Origin of the sequence: Micromonospora sp. WMMA1949, assembly GCF_027460145.1 — a bacterium.
Classification (GTDB): domain Bacteria; phylum Actinomycetota; class Actinomycetes; order Mycobacteriales; family Micromonosporaceae; genus Micromonospora.
Map to the genome: position 1 here is coordinate 3,112,955 of NZ_JAPZBG010000001.1, position 20,629 is coordinate 3,133,583.

Sequence of the window (20,629 nt, forward strand, 5' to 3'; positions counted from 1 at the left end):
CGATTCGGCATCGGGGCCGTCGGGGACCACCGGAGGGGCCACGCCCGGCTCCGGCGCGTCCGGCGTCGACCCGTGGGCCGGTCACACCGGTCCCGTGCCGATCGTGCCTGCCCAGCCGGGGTACGACAGCCCGCAGCCCGGCGCCCCGAACCCGGCCGGCCAACCCGCCTGGGGCGCCCCGGCCGGCTCGTACGCGCCGGGCCCCCCGCCGCCCGGCTCGAACGCCCCGGGCACGCCAGCACAGGGCTGGACCGCGCCCGGTACTCCGCCGCAGGGCTGGACCGCGCCGGGCACCCCACCGCACGGCTCGAGCGCGCCGGGTACTCCGCCGCACGGCTGGAACACGCCGGGAACCCCACCGCAGGGCTGGAATGCGCCGCCGGGCACCCCGCCCCCGGGCTGGGGCGGCCCCGCGTACCCGGCCTATCCGATGCCTGGCGCGGCGTACCCGATGCAGGCCGGTCCCGGCGCGTACGCCGGCTGGTTCCCCGGCATCGACCCGCAGGATCCGCTCGTCAACCCGCCGCACGCGGGCATCGGTCCCTGGTTCGCCCGCTGTACCGCCGCGCTGCGGCGCGGCTGGCGGCAGCTGCTGCCGATCGTGCTGCTCACCCAGGTGCTCCCGGCTTCGGTGATCGGCGTCCTCACGCTCGTCTTCAGCCCCGAGGGCGAGCTGGCGACCGCACCGGACGGCGCACCGGCGCTGCCGGCCGGCTTCTGGGGGCAGATGTTCGCCTTCTACGGCGTGCTCCTGGCCGCCGGGCTGGTCTTCGGCCTGCTCCAGGCGACGGGCTGGGCCGCCGGCACCTGGGTGGTCGCCCGTCAGGCGGCCGGTGAGCCGACCGGACTCGGCACCGCCTTCCGGTACGGGATGCGCCGTGCCCTCGGCCTGTGGGGCTGGACCCTCCTGGTCTCGCTGCTGGCCATGCTCGGCACCTGTTTGTGCCTGCTGCCCGGCATCTACGTCACGTTCGCGCTGGCCCTGTTCGGCCCGGTCTACCTGTTCGAGCGGCGGGAGCCCATCGGGCGGGCGTGGCGGATGTTCCACAACCGGTTCGGCATGGTGCTGGGCCGGGTCGCGCTGGTGATCGCGGTGCTCCTCGCGGCGACGGTGCTCGACGCCGTGGTGGGCGCTATCAGCGGGGCGGCGTTCGGTGTCGAGCCGATGAACGCCGTCGGCACCGCGATCGGCGCCGTGGTGCTGGCCGTGTTCGGCGCCCTGCTGGCCACTCCGGCCTACCTGGCGCAGCAGGTCGGGCTGGTCGTCACGTACGCCGAACAGCGGGCTCAGGAAGGCCCGGTGAACGCGGCCCGGCTGGCGGCGGAACTCGGCTGAGCGGGGCTGTCGTGCTTGCACTCGGCTAGGGAGAGTGCTAAACAAGTCATTGGCACTCGCGTACGGTGAGTGCCAGAAGGTCGGGGCGGTAGGGCCACGGCCGCGCCGGTGTCCGAAGGGGCGCCGGAGCGGTACGAGGCCGGTCGTCGCGGGCTGTCCGGCCCGACCGAGGAGACGTCGTCGTCGCCAGGTGGCGACGTCCCCAAGGTGCGTACACCAGACGGCCCATCCGGGCATCCCGGGTGGCCCGTGAGTGTCCAGGAGGACAACGCCGTATGGCCAAGATGATCGCGTTCGACGAAGAGGCGCGCCGCGGCCTCGAGCGGGGCATGAACCAGCTCGCCGACGCCGTGAAGGTGACCCTCGGCCCCAAGGGCCGCAACGTCGTGCTCGAGAAGAAGTGGGGTGCCCCCACCATCACCAACGATGGTGTGAGCATCGCCAAGGAGATCGAGCTCGAGGACCCGTACGAGAAGATCGGCGCCGAGCTGGTCAAGGAGGTCGCGAAGAAGACCGACGACGTCGCCGGTGACGGCACGACGACGGCGACCGTCCTGGCCCAGGCCCTGGTTCGTGAGGGTCTGCGCAACGTGGCCGCCGGCGCCAACCCGATGGCCCTGAAGCGGGGCATCGAGGCGGCCGTGGCCAACGTCTCGGAGGAACTGCTCAAGCTCGCCAAGGACGTGGAGACCAAGGAGCAGATCGCCTCCACCGCCTCCATCTCCGCCGCCGACCCCAGCGTCGGCGAGATCATCGCCGAGGCGATGGACAAGGTGGGCAAGGAAGGTGTCATCACCGTCGAGGAGAGCAACACCTTCGGCCTGGAGCTCGAGCTCACCGAGGGCATGCGCTTCGACAAGGGCTACATCTCCGCCTACTTCATGACCGACCCGGAGCGTATGGAGGCCGTCTTCGACGACCCGTACATCCTGATCGTCAACAGCAAGATCTCGTCGGTGAAGGACCTGCTCCCGATCCTGGAGAAGGTCATGCAGTCGGGCAAGCCGCTGCTGATCATCGCCGAGGACCTGGAGGGCGAGGCCCTGGCCACCCTGGTGGTCAACAAGGTCCGTGGCACCTTCAAGTCGGTCGCCGTCAAGGCGCCGGGCTTCGGTGACCGCCGCAAGGCCATGCTGACCGACATCGCCATCCTCACCGGTGGCCAGGTCATCAGCGAGGAGGTCGGCCTCAAGCTGGACGCGACCGGCCTCGAGATGCTGGGCCGCGCCCGCAAGGTCGTCGTGACCAAGGACGAGACCACCATCGTCGACGGTGCCGGTGACGCCGAGCAGATCCAGGGCCGGGTGAACCAGATCCGGGCCGAGATCGACAAGAGCGACTCCGACTACGACCGGGAGAAGCTGCAGGAGCGTCTGGCCAAGCTGGCCGGCGGTGTTGCGGTGATCAAGGTCGGCGCGGCCACCGAGGTCGAGCTGAAGGAGCGCAAGCACCGCATCGAGGACGCCGTCCGCAACGCGAAGGCCGCCGTCGAGGAGGGCATCGTCCCGGGTGGTGGCGTCGCGCTGGTGCAGGCCGGCAAGACCGCCTTCGACAAGCTGGACCTGGCCGGTGACGAGGCGACCGGCGCGCAGATCGTCAAGATCGCGCTGGACGCCCCGCTGCGGCAGATCGCCGTCAACGCCGGCATGGAGGGTGGCGTCGTCGTCGAGCGGGTCCGCAACCTCGACCCGGGTCACGGCCTCAACGCCGCGACCGGCGAGTACGTGGACCTGCTGGCCGCGGGCATCATCGACCCGGCCAAGGTGACGCGTTCCGCGCTGCAGAACGCCGCCTCGATCGCCGCGCTGTTCCTCACCACCGAGGCCGTCGTGGCGGACAAGCCGGAGAAGACCCCGGCCGCCCCGGCCGGCCCGGGTGGCGGGGAGATGGACTTCTGAGTCCAGCTCCATCCAGTACGCCGAAGGGGGCGGGCCGCGTCAGCGGTCCGCCCCCTTTCCGCGTACGTGTCAGGTGGGCAGCGGGCGCTGGTTGCGCCGCTTGTGCGCCCTGTCGTACGGCGGTGGCAGCCGCCTCGGCTCGTCCACCGGTTGCCGTGGCTCCTCCACCGGTGGCCCGTCGGCGCCGGTCAGTTCGGCGAGCTGTTCGGCGTCGCCGATGTCGAGCCGGTCGAACGGGAGCTGGCCGGGAAGCTCGTCGGCCGGGCGCCGGCCCGCCGTGGGATCCTCGGCCCGTTCGTCATTCGTGGTCATGCACCGCCTCCTCTGCTCCGACCGTAGAGCCCGGTCGATGGCGAAGGAGGCCGAATGGCGCTATTGACGTCTATGCCCTGTTAATGGCTTTCCGGTACAGGAAGAACACCCGCTCGATCCGGGCCCCCGCCGCGTTCGAGTAGAACGGCACCGGCCCCACCCAGCCGATCTGCGCCGCGGTGATCCCGGCGGCCGCCTGGTCACGCAGGCAGCGGCGTAGCAGCACACCGCCGATCCCGGAGCCCTCCGCCGCCGGTGCGGTGCCCATCGGCCCGAACCAGCTGGGCCGCGCCGACCCGTACGCGGCGAACCCGAGGATCTCGCCGTCCCGCTCGGCGACGTGCACTCCCGCGTCCGGCCGCCCCACCGAACCGGCCAGCTCACCGTCCCAGGTGCCGCCGAACGTGGACCTGGCGAACGCGGCCAGCGCCGGCAGGTCGTCGGAGCCGGCTCGGCGTACCGTCACGCCCCGCCCGGCCAGCCGCTGCTCGGCGGCCCCGGTGGAGCGCAGCGCCGCCGACCCCTCGGACAGGTCGGCGGTCATGTTCCAGGCGGTACGGTCCTGCCGGTAGCCGAGCCGCTGCGCGGCGCAGACCGCCGGGGTGTAGCGCACGTCGATGCCGGGCCAGGCGTAGTGCGGCGGGTTTCCGGCGAGCAGCACCTCGTCCGCCCCGAGCGCGCCGAGCCGGCTCTCCGCCTCGGTCAGCAGCGCCCCGCCCACGCCCTGGCGGCGCTCCGTCGGCGCGACCGCGACCAGGTCGACGTGGCCGAGGCGCGGATCGGCCGCCGACAGCGACCCGATCAGGACGCCGACCAGCGCGCCGTCGCGTACCGCGCCGAGGCGCAGCACCGGGCGGTCGGCCCCGGCCCGCTCGGCCACCGTGACCACCACGGCCGACGCCTCGGCCGCGTCCTCCGGCAGGTCGAGCGACAGCCGGCACAGCTCGACCACCTCGGGCAGCCGGTCCCGGCCCAGCTCGATGATCTCCACGTCCATGGACGCCGACAGTAGGGCATCGGCAGACCAATGGACAGGGTTGTTAACCGCTGGCCCCGGACCGGGCGGCGCGCACCGCCGCGTACGCGTCCACCAGCCCGGCGCCGGAGACGTCCTGCGGTCCGCCGCAGGTGTCGGCGGGCGACGCGACCGGCTGCGCGGTGTCGCGCAGGATGGCCCGGGTCCGTTCCAGGTCCCCGACCAGCGCCGGGTTCGCCGACCACATCAGCGCCACCACGCCCGCGACCTGGGGCGTGGCCATCGAGGTGCCGTCCAGGGTGGCGTACCCGCCGCCGGGCATCGCGGAGAGCACCGCGGCACCCGGTGCGACCAGGTCCGGCTTGGCCCGGCCGTCCGGGGCCGGGCCGCGGCTGGAGAACTGCGTGACGCGGCGCTGCCGGTCCACCGCCCCGACGGTCAGCACGTCCGGGTACGGCGCGGGCGGGTCCGCGATCGAGCCGCACGACGGGCCGGTGTTCCCGGCCGCGGCCACCACCAGGATGCCGGCCGCGGTCAGCGCGGCGGTCGCCGGTCGCAGTGCCCCCGGGTCGCACCCCTCCACCGGCGGGCAGCCCCACGAGTTGGTGAGCACGTCCGGGGCACGCGCGGGACGGCCGTCGGTGAGCGGGTCCCCGCCCGGCGGGAACGGGGCCAGCATGAACTGGAGACAGTCGAGGTAGCGGGCCGGGCTGCCCATGTTGCGGTCCAGGTTGACGCAGCCGACCCAGCTCGCACCCGGCGCCACGCCGATCCCGTTCCGGCCCACCGCGCTGCCCAGCGTGTGGGTGCCGTGGCCACCCCGGTCGGCCGGGGCGCGGCGGCCCTCCCACGGGTCGTACCAGGAGTCGTCGCCGCCCCGGAAGCCGTCCGCGAGCGCCGGGTGCCGGCCGTCCACCCCGGAGTCGGAGCTGCCCACCACCACGCCGGACCCGGTGACCCCCAGCTCCGACCAGACCCGGTCCGCGCCGACCAGGGAGACGTTCCAGGCCGGGCCGGCCGGCGCCGGCTGGTCGCCGCGCGCCTGGGGTGCGAGTGCGGGCAGCGGGCGTACCCGTTGGCTCACCAGCACCCGGGCCACCTCGGGACGGCTGGACAGCCAGGCCCGCACCGCCGGGCCGCCGTCCGTCTCGATGGCGTTGACCAGGTAGTACGGTGTCGGGTTCAACCGCATCCGGGTCAGCGTGCCGCGCAGGTCGCCCTGCGTGCGGTCGGCGGTGGCCACCAGCCGCCGGTAGACCTCCGTAGCCCGGGCGTCGCGCCCGGCCCGGCCCGGCGTCCCGGCCGGCAGGCCGGTCAGGTCGGCCTGTTCGCGCAGCACCACGAGCAGCCGTTCGCCGTACAGTCCGGGCTGGCCGGGGACGACGTACACCACGGCGACGGCGGCGAGCAGCGCGGCGGCGGCCAGCGCGGCCGGACCGCGCCGGGGCGCGCGGGCGCGGGACCGGGCGAGCAGCACGCCGTACCCGACGGCGAGGACGACCGCGACGGCGAACGCCACGCCGGTGCCCACCGCGACCCAGAACGGCACGTCGCGGGTGGCGGCGAGCAGGATGCTGATCTCCTCCGGGTCGGTGAAGGCGAGCGGCCCCAGCAGGGCGAGCCCGACCAGCAGGCGCACCGGTGCGGGCCCGGCCGGCCGGCCGGCGTGCCGCGCCGCCGCCTCCAGGGCGGCCAGCACGAAACCGAGCGGCGGCAGCAGGACCAGCGCCGGCAACTGCACGCCCGACTGCCCGGCACCGGCCGCGAGCGGCGTCAGCGCGACGCCCGCGACCAGGCCGCCGACGAGCACCAGCCGGGCCGGTCCGGGCCCGAAGGCGGCCCAGAAACCGGTGCCGAGCAGCGCCCCGGCGAGCGCACCCAGCGCGGCGGCGGCCAGGCCGGCGAGCAGCGTCTCCAGCGCTCCGCCCAGCGCGCCCACCCACGCCCAGGGCAGCAGCACCGCCAGACCGGCCGCGATCGCCAGCAGCGACACCGTCCCGAACCGGCCCTCCGGGACCGCGTCCACGACGACCGGCGGCCGGACGCGGCCGAGACGGACGGCGACGAGCGCGAGCACCGCGGCGGTCAGCGCGAGCGCGCCCAGGTACGCCTCGTGGTGCACCGGCGGCACCGTTCGCAGCAGCGTGGTCGCGCCGAGCGCGACCACGGCGGCGGTCCAGGCCCGGCCGGTGACCCGCAGCGCGGGGGACCGCGGCGCGAGCGCCAGCGTCAGCGCCGGGGCACCGGCCAGCAGGACGGTGGCCACCGCGACCACCGGCCAGGCCGCCACCGGGCGGTCCGCGCCGATGACCAGCGCCACCTGGTCGACCAGCCAGCCGGTGATCTGGCCGGGCACGGTGAGAAGCACGATCCACACCCCGGTCGCCACCGCCGCGACGACCGGCCACGGCCCGGTCTCGCGCGGTGCCGACGGCGGTACGGGGGCGGGCGGCGGACCGGTCAGCATGGTCATCACGGTACGGGCGGGCCGTGTCGCCGCGCGTCCAGGACGGTTACCGTGGACTGGTGCGTGACCCGAGTGTGTCCCGATCCACCGCAGGCCAGCTCTCCGCCGAGCGCCGCGCCGACGACCTGCGCCGCCTCCGGGCCGAGCGGTTCGACGTGCTGGTCATCGGCGGTGGCGTGACCGGAGCGGGCGCGGCGCTCGACGCCGCCTCCCGTGGGCTCAAGGTCGCCCTGGTCGAGGCGCGTGACTACGCCGCCGGCACGTCCAGCCGGTCCAGCAAGCTGATCCACGGCGGCCTGCGCTACCTGGAGCAGCTGGAGTTCCACCTGGTCCACGAGGCGCTGACCGAGCGCGGCCTGCTCGCCACCCGGCTCGCGCCGCACCTCGTCCGGCCGGTGCCGATCCTGGTGCCGCTGCCCGCCGAGGGCGGCGCGCGTGACCTGCCCCGGCGGATCTTCCGCCGCTCCTACTACGGCCTCGGCGTGGCCGCGTACGACGCGTTCGCCGGGATCTTCGGCGGCGGGCGTGGCATGCCGCTGCACCGGCACCTCACCCGCGAGGGCACCCGCCGGATCTTCCCCAGCCTTCGGCCGGACAAGCTGGCCGGCGCGATCCGCTACTACGACGGCCAGGTCGACGACGCCCGCCTGGTGGTGACGCTGGCACGGACCGCGGCGAGCCTCGGCGCGACAGTGGTGACCAGCGCCCGCGCGGTCGGCCTGACCCGGCAGGCCCGGGAGGTCACCGGCGTGCGGGTCCGCGACCTGGAGGCGCCCGCCGGCTCGCCGGACGCCGAGTTCGAGGTACGCGCCCGCACCGTGATCGCCGCCACCGGCGTGTGGAGCGACGACATGTCGCGGATGCTCAACGACGTCGGGCTGCGCCCGAAGCTGCGGGTCCGGGCCTCCAAGGGGGTGCACCTGGTGGTGCCCCGCTCGGCGATCGTGGGCGAGACCGGCCTGATCCTGCGTACCGCGACGAGCGTGCTGTTCGTGATCCCCTGGGGCGGGCACTGGATCATCGGCACCACCGACACGGACTGGCAACTCGACAGGTCCCACCCGGCCGCCACCGCGAGCGACATCGACTACCTGCTGTCGCAGGTCAACATGGTGCTGGACCGGCCGCTGACCACCGCCGACATCGAGGGCGTCTACGCCGGGCTGCGTCCGCTGCTCGCCGGCGAGGCGGACTCCACCTCCAAGCTCTCCCGGGAGCACGCGGTGGTGGAGCCGATGCTCGGCCTGCTGCTGGTGGCGGGCGGGAAATACACCACCTACCGGGTGATGGCCTCCGACGTGGTCGACCGCGCGATGCACCGGCTCGGCCGGACCCGCCCCTCGCGTACCGCCGACCTGCCGCTGCTCGGCGCCGACGGGTACGTGGCCATGTGGCGGGACCGGGCCGACCTGGCCCGCCGGCACGGGGTGGCGGTCGGGGTGGTCGAGCACCTGCTGGAGCGCTACGGCACCCTCACCCTGGACCTGCTCGCCCTGGTCGACGCCGATCCGCTGCTCGGCTCGCCGCTGGCCGGCGCACCGGAATACCTGGCCGCCGAGGTGACGTACGCGGCCCGGGCCGAGGGCGCGCTGCACCTGGAGGACGTGCTCACCCGGCGTACCCGGATCTCGATCGAGACCAGCCACCGCGGCCTGGAGTCGGCGGAGCACGCCGCCGAGCTGATGGGCGCGGTGCTCGGCTGGGACGAGGCGACCCGGGACCGGGAGGTCGCCCACTACCGGGCGCGGGTGCTGGCCGAGCGGGAGTCGCAGCTCATGCCGGACGACATCGCGGCCGACGCGGCCCGTCTCGGCGCGCCCGATGTGCGTGGATTCGCAGCAGACCGTGGGACCGACGGCCCGGGCGTTGAACTTCCGGCCTCCCCCAGGTAGGCGATCCCCGACCCGGGCCACTCGGCCGGTAGTGCGCGCTACCTACGGAAGTGTAGGTTTCCCCGCGTGGTTCGCCCATCCTGGTTGCGCGTCCCCGCTCTGTCCGTCGTCGTCCTGCTGGCGCTGACCGGCTGTTCCTTCGGCCGGGCCGAGGGTGCCACCACGCCCGGAGCGGCCGGCACGGCCAGCCCGACACCCGCGGGTAAGCGCGTCTCCCTGGTGCAGCGGCTCGGCGACGGCCCGGTCCGCAACCTCGACGTCGACCCGTCCGGCCGCTGGCAGTGCCGCGACTGCGCCGGTGACGGCGTGGACGCCACCGGCACGCTGAACCCGGAGCAGACGAAGCGGCTCCAGCGGATGCTCGCGGACCCGGCGATCGCGAAGGAGACCGACCAGGCCCGCAGCTACAAGCAGGGCTGCATCGGTGTGCTCACGTCGACGCTGCTCGTGCCGCCGGACCTGACCGTCACCATCCAGGACTGCCCCGGCGAGCCCAAGCCGACGGTGGCCTACGACGTGCTGCTGCTCGTCACCCAGGCCACACCGGCCGAGGACAAGAGCTAGAACACCTTGCCGGGGTTGAGCAGCCCGGCCGGGTCCAGCGCCGCCTTGATCGCCTGGTGCACGCGTACGCCCACCGGGCCGATCTCGCGGGCCAGCCAGTCCCGTTTGAGCAGCCCGACGCCGTGCTCCCCGGTGCAGGTGCCGCCCAGTTCCAGCCCCAGCCGCATGATCTCGTCGAAGGCCCGCCGCCCCCGGGCCAGGCTCGCCGGATCGGCCCGGTCGACCACGATGTTCGGGTGCATGTTGCCGTCGCCCGCGTGGCCGACCACCCCGATCGGGACCTGGCACGCCTCGGCGATCCGGGCCACCCCGTCGAGCAGCTCCGCCAGCCGGCCGCGCGGCACGGCCACGTCGTCGATGACCAGGCCGCCGTTGCCACCCGGGAACGTCTCGGCCGCGAACCGCTCCATCGCCGGGTGGGCCAGCCGCCGCGCCTGGAGCAGGGCCGCGGCCTCGGTCGCGTCGGTCGCCGCGTAGACCTCGTCGGCGCCCGCGGCGGTGCACACCTCGGCCAGCCGGGCCAGGTCGTCGGCGGCCCGGACGCCGGTGTCCACGGCCGCGAGCAGCAGCGCCTCGGCGTCGGTGCGCAGACCCATCGGCCGGTACGCCTCGATCGCGCGCAGATGGGTCCGGTCCAGCAGTTCCAGCAGGCTCGGGGTGAGCCCGCGCTCGGCGATCCCGGCCACCGCGCCACCGGCCGTCGCCACGGTGGGGAAGACCGCGACCAGTGTCAGGGACTCCTCCGGGGCCGGGCGCAACGCCACGGTCACCTCGGTGATCACGCCGAGCGTGCCCTCCGAGCCCACGAACAGGCGGGTCAGGTCGTACCCCGCGACCCCCTTGGCGGTGCGCCGCCCGGTGCGCAGCACCTCACCGGAGGCGAGCACCACCTCCAGGCCCAGCACGTACTCGCTGGTCACGCCGTACTTCACGCAGCACATGCCGCCCGCGTTCGTGGCCACGTTGCCGCCGATCGTGGACGACTCCCAGGAGCCGGGGTCCGGCGGATACCAGAGGCCGTGCTCCCGTACCGCGCGGGCGAGCGCCGCGTTCACGACGCCCGGCTGCACCACGGCGATCCGGCCGACCGGGTCGATCTCCCGGACCGCGTCCATCGCCACAGTGCTCACCACCACCGCGCCGGCGACCGCGTTCGCCGCGCCGGCCAGCCCGGTCCGCGCGCCCTGCGGCACCACGGGTACGCCGTGCCGCCCGGCTGCCCGGACCACCGCCACCACCTCGTCGGTGTCGCGGGGACGCACCACCGCCAGCGGGGTGCCGGAGTCGCACAGGTCGGCCTCGTCGCGCTCGTGCCCGGCCAGCAGGTCCGGGTCGGTCAGCACGGCGGCGTCACCGAGCGCGGCCCGCAGGTCGTCGAGGAGGGGATGGGCGGCCATGCCGGGAAGGCTACCGGCGTAGCGTCTGTTGCCGTGCTCTACCTGGACCCACCCGCCGTGCCCTGGCGCGGCCGGCTCTGGTCGCACCTGATCAGCGACGTCTCGTACGCCGAGCTGCACGCGTTCGCCGAGATGCTCGGCGCGCCCCGGCGCGGCTTCGACCGGGACCACTACGACGTGCCCGCCGAGCGGTTCCGGACGGCGGTCTGGCTCGGCGCTACGGTCGTGCCCTCGCGGGAGATCGTCCGGCTGCTGCGGGACGCCGGTCTGCGCCGCCCGAAGCACCGCGTCTCAGCCGAGACCGGCCAGCTCCCGGGACAGGTTGGCCCGGGCCGGAGCCTCCCAGCGGGCGTGCGGCTCGGGTAGGCGGTAGAGCGCCGGCAGGGCGAGCAGGTGCCGCAGCACCGCGGCCCGCCCGGCACGGAAGTCCGGTTCGGGCACGTGCGCGTACTCGGCGCGGATCGCGTCGGCGTACCTGTCGTAGCGCTCCGCCGGGGCGGCCAGCACCGACAGGTCCGCGTCGCAGAGCAACGCGCCGTCCGGGTCGTCCGGCCCGACCACGTGACCGGCGGTGAGCAGCACCAGGCGGCGTACCCCGGTCACCGTCGCGGCCGGGAGCCCGGCGGCGGCCAGCAGCTCGCCGGCCAGGTCGGCGCTGGCCCGCTCGTTGGCGTCGCCCGCGGCGCGCGGGTCGTAGACCGCGTCGTGGCACCACGCCGCCAGCCGGACCAGGCCGGGGTCGCGGGCCAGACCGGCGTACGCGTCGACCACGTCGAGCACCGCCCGCAGGTGCGCCTCGTCGTGGTAGCGCCGGTGCGGCTCCCGCCAGCCCGCCAGCAACCGGGCGCCGGCCCGGTCGACTCCCGCCGGATCGGTCGCGCCCGCCGCCCGTGCCGTGTCGCGCCACCGGGCCGTCAGGTCGTCCATCGGGTGCAGTCTGCCCCACTCCGCGATCGGACCGGGGATTCAGCGGGATTGTCGCGGGTAGTACCCGCCATGGCCCGGGACCGACGACTGCCGTTCCTTCGTCGCGGCGATCAGCGTGAAGGCCCGGGTGACCGTGACGGCCAGCGGATCGCCTCGGCGATGGAGGAACTGCGGCACCGCAGCAAGGCCACGCTGCACGACCGGCTGCACCGGGTCCGTACCGCGTTCGGCCTGGCCGTGCAGGCCGGGCTCGCGGCCGGCCTGGCGTACCTGATCTCCCACCGGCTGCTGAAGAACCCCCAGCCGGTCTTCGCCCCGATCTCCGCGGTGGGCACGCTCGCCGCCTCGGTGGGGCAGCGGTTCCGGCGTACGGTCGAGCTGATCGTCGGGGTGGCTGTCGGCGTGCTCGTCGGCGACGCGCTCATCTACTTCGTCGGCACCGGCGCGTGGCAGCTCGCGCTCGTGGTGACCTCGGCGATCCTGCTGAGCATCTTCGCCGGGGCGAGCGTCGCCATCGTGATCCAGGCGGCGGCCACCGCCGTGCTGATCGTGACGCTCAGCCCGTCCACCGAGAACCTGGAGTTCCCCCGCTTCATCGACGCGTTCCTCGGCGGCGGCATCGCGCTGCTGGTCACCGCCATCCTGCTGCCGCTCAACCCGCTGCGGGTGATCAATCGGGCCGCCCGGCCCGCACTCGACCTGCTCGCCGACCAGCTCGACGCGGGCGCCGAGGCGCTGCGCAACCGGGACCGGGGCGCGGCCCAGCGGGCCCTGTTCCGGCTGCGCGAGAACAAGGAGGAACTGGCCGCGCTCTCCGAGGCGATCGAAGGTGCCAAGGAGACGAGCACGCTCTCCCCGGCCCGCTGGCACCGGCGCGGCGAGCTGACCCACTACGCCGAGGCCGCCGAACCGATCGACCGGGCCATGCGCAACAGCGGCACGCTGATCCGCCGCGCCGTCACCATGATCGAGGACGACGAGCCGGTCCCCGAGCCGATGCCGGACGCGGTCGGTCACCTGGCCGAGTCGGTACGCCTGCTCCGGCAGGAGTTCGCCGCCGGGCAGGAGCCGGAACAGGCCCGGGAACGGTCGCTGCGCGCGGTGAGCGAGGCCGGCCGGGCGTACGCCGAGGGGGTGGGCTTCTCCGGCAGCGTGGTGATCGCCCAGGTACGGACCACGGCGAGCGACCTGTTGGTGGCCTCCGGGATCGAGCAGGACGAGGCGAACCGGCTGGTGCGGCAGGCGTTCGGCGAGAACCGTCAGGGCGAACCCGCCGCCCAGAACCCCGCCGCCCACCCACCCACCGCCCCACCCGTCGGCTGACCCGCGCTGTCGCCCCGCCCCCGCCCCGCCCCCGCCCCCGCCCCGCCCACGTTGATCAAGGAGTTTGTGGCCTCTCTGGAGATCAACCAGCACGAAAAGTCCTTGATCAACGCACGCGGTCCGGGGTGGGCCGGGGCGCGGGGTGGGTGGGGCGAGGCTGGGGAGATCTTGGTACGAGGGCGCCCCTCCAGGGGCGCTTCCGTACCAAGATCTGGGGGCGCAGGGCTAGGGGAGGGTGGTCAGGGCCGCCAGGAGGGTGTCTACCTCGGCCTCTGTGGTGCCCAGGCCCAGGCTGGCTCGTAGGGCTGTCGGTGGCAGGTCGGTCCGGCCGGTACGGGCGGCGGCCTCGGCCAGCAGGCGCCGGGTCAGCGGGTGGGCGCAGAACAGCCCGTCCCGTACGCCGATCCGGTGCCGGCTCGCCAGGTGGGCGGCCACCTCGGCGGAGTCCCGTCCGGCGACCACGAAGCTGACGATGCCCACCCGGGGTGCTTCGGGGGAGAACATGCGCAGCTCCACCACGTCCGGCAGCGTGGCCAGCCCGGTACGCAGCCGGGCCAGCAGCGCCTGCTCCCGTGCGTGCAGCGCGTCCCGGTCGGCCGCGCGGAGGGCCTCGCAGACCGCGGCGAGCGCCACCGCGCCGAGCAGGTTGGGGGTGCCGGCCTCGTGCCGTGCCGGGCCGGTCGTCCAGCGCACGTCGTGCGTCGCGGCGCCGACGTGGCTGGTGGCGCCGCCGCCGGCCAGGTACGGCGTACCGGCGTCCAGCCAGTCCGCGCGCCCGGCCAGCACGCCCGCGCCGAACGGGGCGTACAGCTTGTGCCCGGACACTGCCACGTAGTCCACGTCCAGCGCGGTCAGGTCGACCAGTGCGTGCGGGGCGAGCTGCGCGGCGTCGACCAGGATGCGGGCGCCGTACCGGTGGGCCACCCGGGCCAGGTCGGCGACCGGCAGGCACTCGCCCGTGACGTTGCCGGCGCCGGTGACCGCGACCAGCACGGGCAGGCCGGGGCGGGCGTCGCGGGCGAGTTCGCCGAGCGCCGCCGCGAGGGACCGGACCGCGCCGGCCGGGCTGTCCGGCACCGGCAGCCGTACCGAGCCGCGCGGCCAGGGCAGCAGGTTGGCGTGGTGCTCGCCGCCGAACGTGATCACCGTGGTGCCGGCCGGCAACGCCCGGGCCAGCAGGTTCAGCGCGTCGGTGGTGTTCCGGGTGAAGATCACATGGTCGTCGGGGCGGGCGCCGAGGAAGTCGCCGACCGTCTGCCGGGCCCACTCGTAGGCCAGCGTGCACCGCCGCGACAGCGCGCCCGCGCCGCGATGCACGCTCGCGTACCAGGGAAGAAGCCCAGCCACCGCGTCGGCCGCGGCTCGCGCGCACGGCGCGCTTGCGGCGTGGTCCAGGTTGATCTCCCCCGGTACGCCGAGCACGCCGAGCGGGTCGGGGCGCACCGGCGCGGGCAGCACGGACAGCGGGGGTACGAGGGTGAGGGTCATGCCGGAGCCTCCCGGGTCACAGGGGACCCCGGGGTGCCGGGACGGGGTCCGCGCTTGCCCGGAGCGCGGAGCGGCACCGGGCCCGGTCATCACCCGGGGCACCCCACCGCGAACCTCGACGAGGGTTGCCGGCCAGCAAGCCGGGGCTTGACGCTGGCGCTCGTGACCTGTTCGGGAGCATAACGGCCTCGATGCGACCGGACCAGTGGGTCGTGGGTGACTACGCTGACCGCATGGCCGACACCCCGCCCGGCGCAGCGCCGCCGCCACCGCACGCGCCGTTCGCCCCGCACGCGGGGGCGCCGACGCCCGGGATGCCGCGGCGCCGGATCGGCTGGCGGCGGGTGCTGGTGCTGGCCGGGGTGGTGCTGCTGATCGCGGCCGGGGCGCTGTTCATGGTCTTCACGCTGGGCGAGAGCCTGGGCGCGGAGGCGCTGCTGGTGGGCCTGGTCGCGGCGATCCTGCCGGTGCCGGTGCTGGTCGCCTGCTTCCTGTGGCTCGACCGCTACGAGCCCGAGCCGCTGAAATACCTGATCTTCTGTTTCGCCTGGGGTGCCTTCGTCTCCACCGCGATCTCGCTGCTGGTGAACACGACGGGCGCGCGGCTGTTCGACGACTGGGGGCTGCCGGCGGCGCTCACCGCGGTGCTCGTCGCCCCGTTCATCGAGGAGCTGACAAAGGCGGCCGGCCCGCTCCTGGTGCTGATCTTCCGGCGCCGGGAGTTCTCCGGGATCACCGACGGCCTGGTCTACTGCGGGCTCTCCGCGGTCGGCTTCGCCATGGTCGAGAACATCCTCTACCTGGGCGGGTACGGCTACCGCACCGGCGTGGAGCAGTACGGTCCGGCGACCGGCGCGCAGCAGGTGATCGCGATCTTCATCGTCCGGATCCTGCTGTTCGGCTTCGCCCACCCGCTGTTCACCTCGATGACCGGCGTCGGGCTTGGTGTCGCAGCGCGTACCGCCGACCGCCGGGTGCGGGTGCTCGCGCCGCTCGCCGGGCTGCTGCTGGCGATGATCCTGCACGGCACCTGGAACCTGCTGCCCTCGCTGGCCCAGGCCACCGGACAGACGGTGATCGTGCTGTACGGCTACATCGGCGTGATGGTGCCGATCTTCTTCGCCATGGTGGGGCTGGCGATCTGGCTGCGCGCCTGGGAGGGCCGGCTCACCGAGCGCACGCTGCCCGACTACGTCCGCGCGGGCTGGCTCACCCCGCCCGAGGTGGCGGCGCTGGGCAGCCTGGGCCGCCGGCACGCGGCGCGTACCTGGGCCCGGCGGGTCGCCGGTGACGGGGGAGTACGCGCGATGCGCGGCTACCAGTTCGCCGCGACCCGGCTGGCGCTGCTGCGCGACGGCATGCGGCGAGGGCTCGACCGCAAGCCCGCCGAGCAGGAGCGGACGGCACGGGAGGAACGGGAGCTGCTGGACGCGATCACCGCGTACCGGTCGTTCTTCGTCGGTCGTGACCCGCAGGCGCCGGTCGGGGTGTGGGACGGTCAGCGCTACCACCTGCGGTTCCCGGACGGTTCGCAGCGGCCGGTCGAGGCGCCGGACGACCCGGTGGTGCCGATCCCGGTGGTGCTGGCCCCGCCGCCCGCCTTCCCGCCGAGCGGCTACGGCCCCGGTGGCTGGCCCGGTCCGGGTGGCGGCCAGGGCCCGGGCGGCTGGCCCGGTCCGGGCGCGCCCTGGCGCTGAGAGCAGGTCCGGGGCCGGTCAGCTCATCAGGCCGGTCAGGAAGTCGCCGAGACCCTGGGCGATGGCCATCAGCGCGCCGCCGATGCCCTTGAACACCTGCGCCGCCCCGTCCGGCCGGAACGCCATGAAGTAGATCAGGAACGCGAGGAATCCCCAGGCGAGGATCTTCTTGATCACTACCGGCATGGTGTCCCTCCCCAGGGCGCGCTGAGGTGCCTGGGCTTCCCGCCGGGCAGCGCCGCAAACGGCGCCGCCGGAGAGCTACCGGTGCCGCCGCGCGGCTACAGGTAGAGACCGGTGGAACCGGCGGCGGTGCTCTCCACCCGCTCGGCCGCCACGGCGTGCACGTCCCGCTCGCGCAGCAGCACGTACGCCCGGCCGTGCAACTCGACCTCGGAGCGGTCGTCCGGGTCGAACAGCACCCGGTCACCGGCCACTATCGCGCGGACGTTCGGCCCGACGCCGACCGCTGTGGCCCAGGCCAGGCGCTTGCCCACGGCTGCCGTCGCGGGGATCACGATGCCGGCGGTCGAACGGCGTTCCCCCTCCGCGCCCTCGGTACGCACCAGCACGCGGTCGTGCAGCAGGCGGATCGGCAGCCCGGCGTCGAGACTCTGGTCGGCGGTCACGCGAAGACGCTACCGCGTGGCCGACTGTCGATCCCGGCGTGGTTGGCGCGAGTGCCGGGCGGGCAATGTGTGGCCGAGTCGCCCTAGGGTGGGGCGTACGGACGTATCCTGTGCCCCCTGCGACCTGATGGGGCCGACTTTGCCGGAGGTGCGCTTGAGCCGCATGGAGCGGATGCGCGGACGGCTCCGCCGTGCGTACGAGTCGGGCCGGGAGGCGACGCGAACCCGGCGGGCCGCGGCGGAGGCGGCGGAGGCGGCGGACGGGGGCGTGGCCACGCCGGCAACCCCGGGGCCGCCCGCCGCGCCGGAAGCGACGGTGGTGGGCGCCCAGCCGCCGGCGGCGATGCACTCCTCGACGGTGAGCCGGGACGACACGGAGGTGCCGCACGCGCTGCGCATCGCCGCCGCGTGGTGCTGGCGCCTGATCGTGATCGGCATCGTCACCTGGGCCCTGCTCAAGATAATCGGCACGATCAGCATCGTGATCATCCCGCTGACCGTCGCGCTGCTGCTCTCCGCGCTGCTCGCACCGGCGGTCGGCTGGCTGCTCCGGGCCCGGCTGCCCCGCTCGCTGGCGACAGCGGTGGTGCTGGTCGGTGGCCTGGCCGCCGTCGTCGGCACGCTGACGCTCGTGGTGAACGAGTTCATCAAGGGCGTACCGGAGCTGAGCCAGAAGTCCTCCGAGGGCGTCCGGCAGATCCAGGACTGGTTCAAGACCGGGCCGCTGCACCTGTCCGACAGCCAGCTCGACCGCTACATCAACGAGGCGCAGAACTGGATCAACGGCAACACCGAGCGGTTCACCAGCGGTGCGCTCAGCACCGCCGCCACGCTCGCCGAGGTGCTCACCGGCACCGTCCTGGTCCTGTTCGCCACGTTCTTCTTCCTGCGCGACGGCAACAACATCTGGCGGTTCCTGGTCCGGCTGCTCCCGGTGGCCGCCCGCTGGAAGGTCGACGACGCCGGTCGCGCGTCCTGGGCGACGCTCGGCGCGTACGTGCGTGCCACAGTCCTCGTGGCCTTCATCGACGCGGTCGGCATCGGCATCTTCCTGGTGCTGTTCGACATCCCGTTCGCGTTCCCGCTGGCCGCACTGGTCTTCCTGGGCGCGTTCATCCCGATCGTCGGTGCGTTCCTGTCCGGCGTGGTGGCCGTGCTGGTGGCGCTGGTCGACAGCGGCCCGGTGACCGCCCTGATCATCCTGGGCGCGGTGATCGGCGTACAGCAGGTCGAGGGCCACGTGCTCCAGCCGCTGATCATGGGCCGCGCGGTGGCCATCCACCCGCTCGCCGTGATCATCGGCATCGCCGCCGGAGTGGTGCTCGCCGGCATCGCCGGCGCGCTGGTCGCGGTGCCGCTGATCGCCGTCCTGAACACCGCGGTGCGGCGGCTCGCCGCGCGTACCGTGCCGGACACCCCGCCGGACGCGGTGGTGGTCGCCTCCCAGGCGCCCTGACCCGCCGGCATCCCTGGACGCCCGCGTCACCCCATCCGGGGAGGCGCGGGCGTCAGCTCTTGGCGAGCCGTTCCAGCGCGCCCCGGGCCACCTCGGGACGGGTGGTGTACCAGAACGGCGGCAGCGAGCGGCGCAGGAACGGGCCGTACCCGCGTGCCGTCTCCAGCCGCGAGTCGAGCACCGCCACCACGCCCCGGTCGCCGGTGGCCCGGATCAGCCGGCCGACGCCCTGGGCCAGCCGGACCGCCGCGATCGGCACGCTCACCGCCGCGAAACCCGAGCCGCCGCCGGCGTCCACCGCCGCCGCCCGCGCCGCCGCGAGCGGCTCGTCCGGGCGGGGGAACGGCAACCTGTCGATCACCACGAGCTGGCAGGCGTCGCCCGGCACGTCCACCCCCTGCCAGAGCGACATCACCCCGAACAGGCAGCTCTCCCGCACCTCGCGGAACCGGCGTACCAGCAGCGGCAGCGCCTCCTCGCCCTGGAGCAGCACCGGCAGGTCGGTCCGCGCGCGGACCAGCTCCGCCGCCTGCTGCGCGGCCCGTCGCGACGAGAAGAGCCCGAGGGTACGACCACCGAGCGCCTCGACCAGCGCCAGCAACTCCTCACCTGCCGGGCCGGGCAGCCCGGAGACGCTGGGGCGGGGCAGGTGCGCGGCGACGTACAGGATGCCCTGCCGGGCGTAGTCGAACGGCGAGCCGACGTCGAGCGAACTCCAGCCCGGCCCCTCGGTGGCCGGTACGGTGCCGATCGACGCCCGGCTGCCCTCGGCGGCGGCCACCGGCGTGACCGGAGAGCGGCTGGCGGCGGCAGCGGTGGCGATCGCGGCGGCGGCCGGGGACGGCGGTGCGGGCGGCGGCGCGTCCAGCCCCAGCGCCCGGGCCACCGTGTCGAAACGCCCGCCCAGCGCCAGCGTCGCCGAGGTGGCGACCACTGTGCGCTCGTCGTACAGGTGGGTGGCGAGCGTGCCCGCCACCGACAGCGGCGCCACCACGAGGGCGCGGCGGCTGCCGTTGTCCGGCTTCTCGACCCAGGCGACGTCGTGGTCGGCCTCCTCCAGCAGCCGCTGGGCGGTGGTGGACAGCTCGTCCAGCACGGCCTTGGCCTGCTGCTTGCGGACCGGATCGGGGTCGTCGGCCTTCACGTCGCCGATCGCCTCCAGCGCGGCCCGGGTCGCCGAGTCCAGCAGCGTGCACGCCTCGCGCAGCGCCGGCGGCAGACCGGCGGTGAGCCGCCCGGCCAGCGCCTCGGCCAGTCCCACCGCCAGCGCGTCACCGGCTTCGGTGAGCCGCTCGGCCACGTCGGGGCGCAGCAGCGGCCGGGCCCGCCGGGTGGACCTGTCGATCAGCTCCGGCACCAGCTCGGCCTGGGCGGCGGACGAGACCCGGTCGGCCAGTTCGTGCGCCTCGTCGACCACGAGCAGCTTGTGCGGCGGCACGATGTGGCGCCCGGCGAGCATGTCGACGGCGAGCAGGCTGTGGTTGGTGACCACGATGTCGGCCTCCCGGGCGCGCGCCCGGGACGCCTCCGCGAAGCACTCCTGCCCGAACGGGCAGCGGCTCGCGCCGACGCACTCCCGGGCCGGCATGGAGACGCTGCGCCACACCTGGTCGTCCACGCCCGGGTCCAGCTCGTCCCGGTCGCCGGTGGCGGTCTCCTCGGCCCAGTCCCGCAACCGCTGCACCTGCTTGCCCAGGCGGCCCGCCTCACCGAGCCACTTGGTGCCGCCGTTGCCGGGGCGCGGGGCGTCGAACAGCGCGTCGTCCGGTTCGTCCTCGACCGAGCTGTCCAGCCGGGCCAGGCACAGGTAGTGGTGGCGCCCCTTCAGCACGGCGAACGTGGGGCGGCGGCCCAGCACCGGCTCGACCGCGTCCGCCAGCCGGGGCAGGTCGTGCTCGACGAGCTGGGACTGCAACGCCAGCGTGGCGGTGGAGACCACCACCGGCCCGTCCACGGTCAGCGCCGGAGCGAGGTAGGCCAGGGACTTGCCGGTGCCGGTGCCGGCCTGCACGAGAAGGTGCTCGCCGGAGACGATGCTCTGCTCGATCGCCTCGGCCATCTGCTGCTGACCCGGCCGGGTCGCGCCGCCGGGAACCGCGCCGACCGCGGCGGCCAGAAGCTCCCCGGCACCGGCGCGGCCACCTCGGCGCTTCTTCGGGACGGCCGGGCCGGTGGCGGTGCGGGACGGGGTCACCGTGCGACCGTACCCGCCGCCCCCGACGGGGGTCCGGCCACTCCGGCGGCGTGGCGGGACGGTGGGTCGCGTC

At 74.7% G+C, this 20,629-nt stretch carries 17 protein-coding genes and 1 riboswitch; of the genes, 8 read left to right on the top strand and 9 right to left on the bottom strand.

The window, feature by feature from the left end:
- Positions 1-94: 94 nt before the first annotated feature.
- Both O7607_RS14725 and groL read left to right on the top strand, forming a co-directional pair.
- Positions 95-1,336 carry a hypothetical protein gene (locus O7607_RS14725; protein WP_269703794.1) on the top strand — a complete coding sequence of 414 codons (1,242 nt, stop codon included), beginning with the start codon at positions 95-97 and terminating at the stop codon, positions 1,334-1,336.
- 275 nt (positions 1,337-1,611) lie between these two features.
- On the top strand, positions 1,612-3,234 hold the full coding sequence (gene groL, locus O7607_RS14730; protein ID WP_018787968.1) for a chaperonin GroEL: 1,623 nt from the start codon (positions 1,612-1,614) through the stop codon (positions 3,232-3,234).
- A gap of 69 nt (positions 3,235-3,303) precedes the next feature.
- Here groL and O7607_RS14735 read toward each other — a convergent pair whose 3' ends face one another.
- The 3 genes from O7607_RS14735 to O7607_RS14745 all read right to left on the bottom strand — a co-directional run bounded on the left by O7607_RS14735 (position 3,304) and on the right by O7607_RS14745 (position 6,995).
- Entirely contained in the window at positions 3,304-3,546 is a 243-nt protein-coding gene (locus tag O7607_RS14735) for a hypothetical protein (RefSeq protein WP_269703796.1), read from the bottom strand.
- Positions 3,547-3,616: 70 nt separating this feature from the next.
- Positions 3,617-4,543: a GNAT family N-acetyltransferase gene (locus O7607_RS14740; RefSeq protein ID WP_269703798.1), complete on the bottom strand. Its 927-nt coding sequence runs from the start codon at positions 4,541-4,543 to the stop codon at positions 3,617-3,619.
- Positions 4,544-4,586: 43 nt separating this feature from the next.
- Positions 4,587-6,995, bottom strand: a complete 2,409-nt coding sequence (locus tag O7607_RS14745) for a S8 family serine peptidase (protein ID WP_269703800.1) — start codon at positions 6,993-6,995, stop codon at positions 4,587-4,589.
- Between the two features lie 68 nt (positions 6,996-7,063).
- Here O7607_RS14745 and O7607_RS14750 point away from each other — a divergent pair, with 68 nt between their 5' ends.
- Both O7607_RS14750 and O7607_RS14755 read left to right on the top strand, forming a co-directional pair.
- Entirely contained in the window at positions 7,064-8,881 is a 1,818-nt protein-coding gene (locus O7607_RS14750) for a glycerol-3-phosphate dehydrogenase/oxidase (protein WP_269706985.1), read from the top strand.
- 66 nt (positions 8,882-8,947) lie between these two features.
- A complete protein-coding gene (locus tag O7607_RS14755) occupies positions 8,948-9,445 on the top strand; it encodes a hypothetical protein (RefSeq protein WP_269703802.1) in 498 nt (165 codons plus the stop codon).
- Here O7607_RS14755 and O7607_RS14760 read toward each other — a convergent pair.
- On the bottom strand, positions 9,442-10,842 hold the full coding sequence (locus O7607_RS14760) for an FAD-binding oxidoreductase (protein ID WP_269703804.1): 1,401 nt from the start codon (positions 10,840-10,842) through the stop codon (positions 9,442-9,444). The two genes, O7607_RS14755 and O7607_RS14760, sit on opposite strands and share 4 nt — an antisense overlap.
- A 33-nt stretch (positions 10,843-10,875) precedes the next feature.
- Between O7607_RS14760 and O7607_RS14765 the strand changes: the two genes are divergently transcribed.
- Positions 10,876-11,208, top strand: a complete 333-nt coding sequence (locus tag O7607_RS14765; RefSeq protein ID WP_269703805.1) for a DUF4031 domain-containing protein — start codon at positions 10,876-10,878, stop codon at positions 11,206-11,208.
- On the opposite strand, the gene O7607_RS14770 is transcribed toward O7607_RS14765, so the two are convergent.
- Positions 11,134-11,769, bottom strand: coding sequence for an HD domain-containing protein (locus O7607_RS14770; RefSeq protein WP_269703807.1), 636 nt, complete (start codon positions 11,767-11,769; stop codon positions 11,134-11,136). The two genes, O7607_RS14765 and O7607_RS14770, sit on opposite strands and share 75 nt — an antisense overlap.
- 69 nt (positions 11,770-11,838) lie before the next feature.
- On the opposite strand from O7607_RS14770, the gene O7607_RS14775 reads away from it, so the two are divergent.
- On the top strand, positions 11,839-13,092 hold the full coding sequence (locus O7607_RS14775) for an FUSC family protein (protein ID WP_269703809.1): 1,254 nt from the start codon (positions 11,839-11,841) through the stop codon (positions 13,090-13,092).
- Positions 13,093-13,317: 225 nt separating this feature from the next.
- Here O7607_RS14775 and O7607_RS14780 read toward each other — a convergent pair whose 3' ends face one another.
- Positions 13,318-14,580, bottom strand: coding sequence for an aminotransferase class V-fold PLP-dependent enzyme (locus O7607_RS14780; protein ID WP_269703810.1), 1,263 nt, complete (start codon positions 14,578-14,580; stop codon positions 13,318-13,320).
- A gap of 45 nt (positions 14,581-14,625) precedes the next feature.
- Positions 14,626-14,748, bottom strand: a riboswitch (SAM riboswitch).
- Positions 14,749-14,771: 23 nt separating this feature from the next.
- Here O7607_RS14780 and O7607_RS14785 point away from each other — a divergent pair.
- A complete protein-coding gene (locus O7607_RS14785; protein WP_269703812.1) occupies positions 14,772-16,277 on the top strand; it encodes a PrsW family intramembrane metalloprotease in 1,506 nt (501 codons plus the stop codon).
- Positions 16,278-16,295: 18 nt separating this feature from the next.
- On the opposite strand, the gene O7607_RS14790 is transcribed toward O7607_RS14785, so the two are convergent.
- Positions 16,296-16,463: a hypothetical protein gene (locus O7607_RS14790; RefSeq protein ID WP_013288841.1), complete on the bottom strand. Its 168-nt coding sequence runs from the start codon at positions 16,461-16,463 to the stop codon at positions 16,296-16,298.
- Positions 16,464-16,558: 95 nt separating this feature from the next.
- Positions 16,559-16,906 carry a GroES family chaperonin gene (locus O7607_RS14795; RefSeq protein ID WP_013288840.1) on the bottom strand — a complete coding sequence of 116 codons (348 nt, stop codon included), beginning with the start codon at positions 16,904-16,906 and terminating at the stop codon, positions 16,559-16,561.
- A gap of 127 nt (positions 16,907-17,033) precedes the next feature.
- Here O7607_RS14795 and O7607_RS14800 point away from each other — a divergent pair, with 127 nt between their 5' ends.
- A complete protein-coding gene (locus O7607_RS14800) occupies positions 17,034-18,362 on the top strand; it encodes an AI-2E family transporter (RefSeq protein ID WP_269703814.1) in 1,329 nt (442 codons plus the stop codon).
- 52 nt (positions 18,363-18,414) lie between these two features.
- Here the strand turns inward: O7607_RS14800 and O7607_RS14805 are convergent, their stop codons facing one another.
- Entirely contained in the window at positions 18,415-20,556 is a 2,142-nt protein-coding gene (locus O7607_RS14805; RefSeq protein WP_269703815.1) for an ATP-dependent DNA helicase, read from the bottom strand.
- Positions 20,557-20,629: the final 73 nt, after the last annotated feature.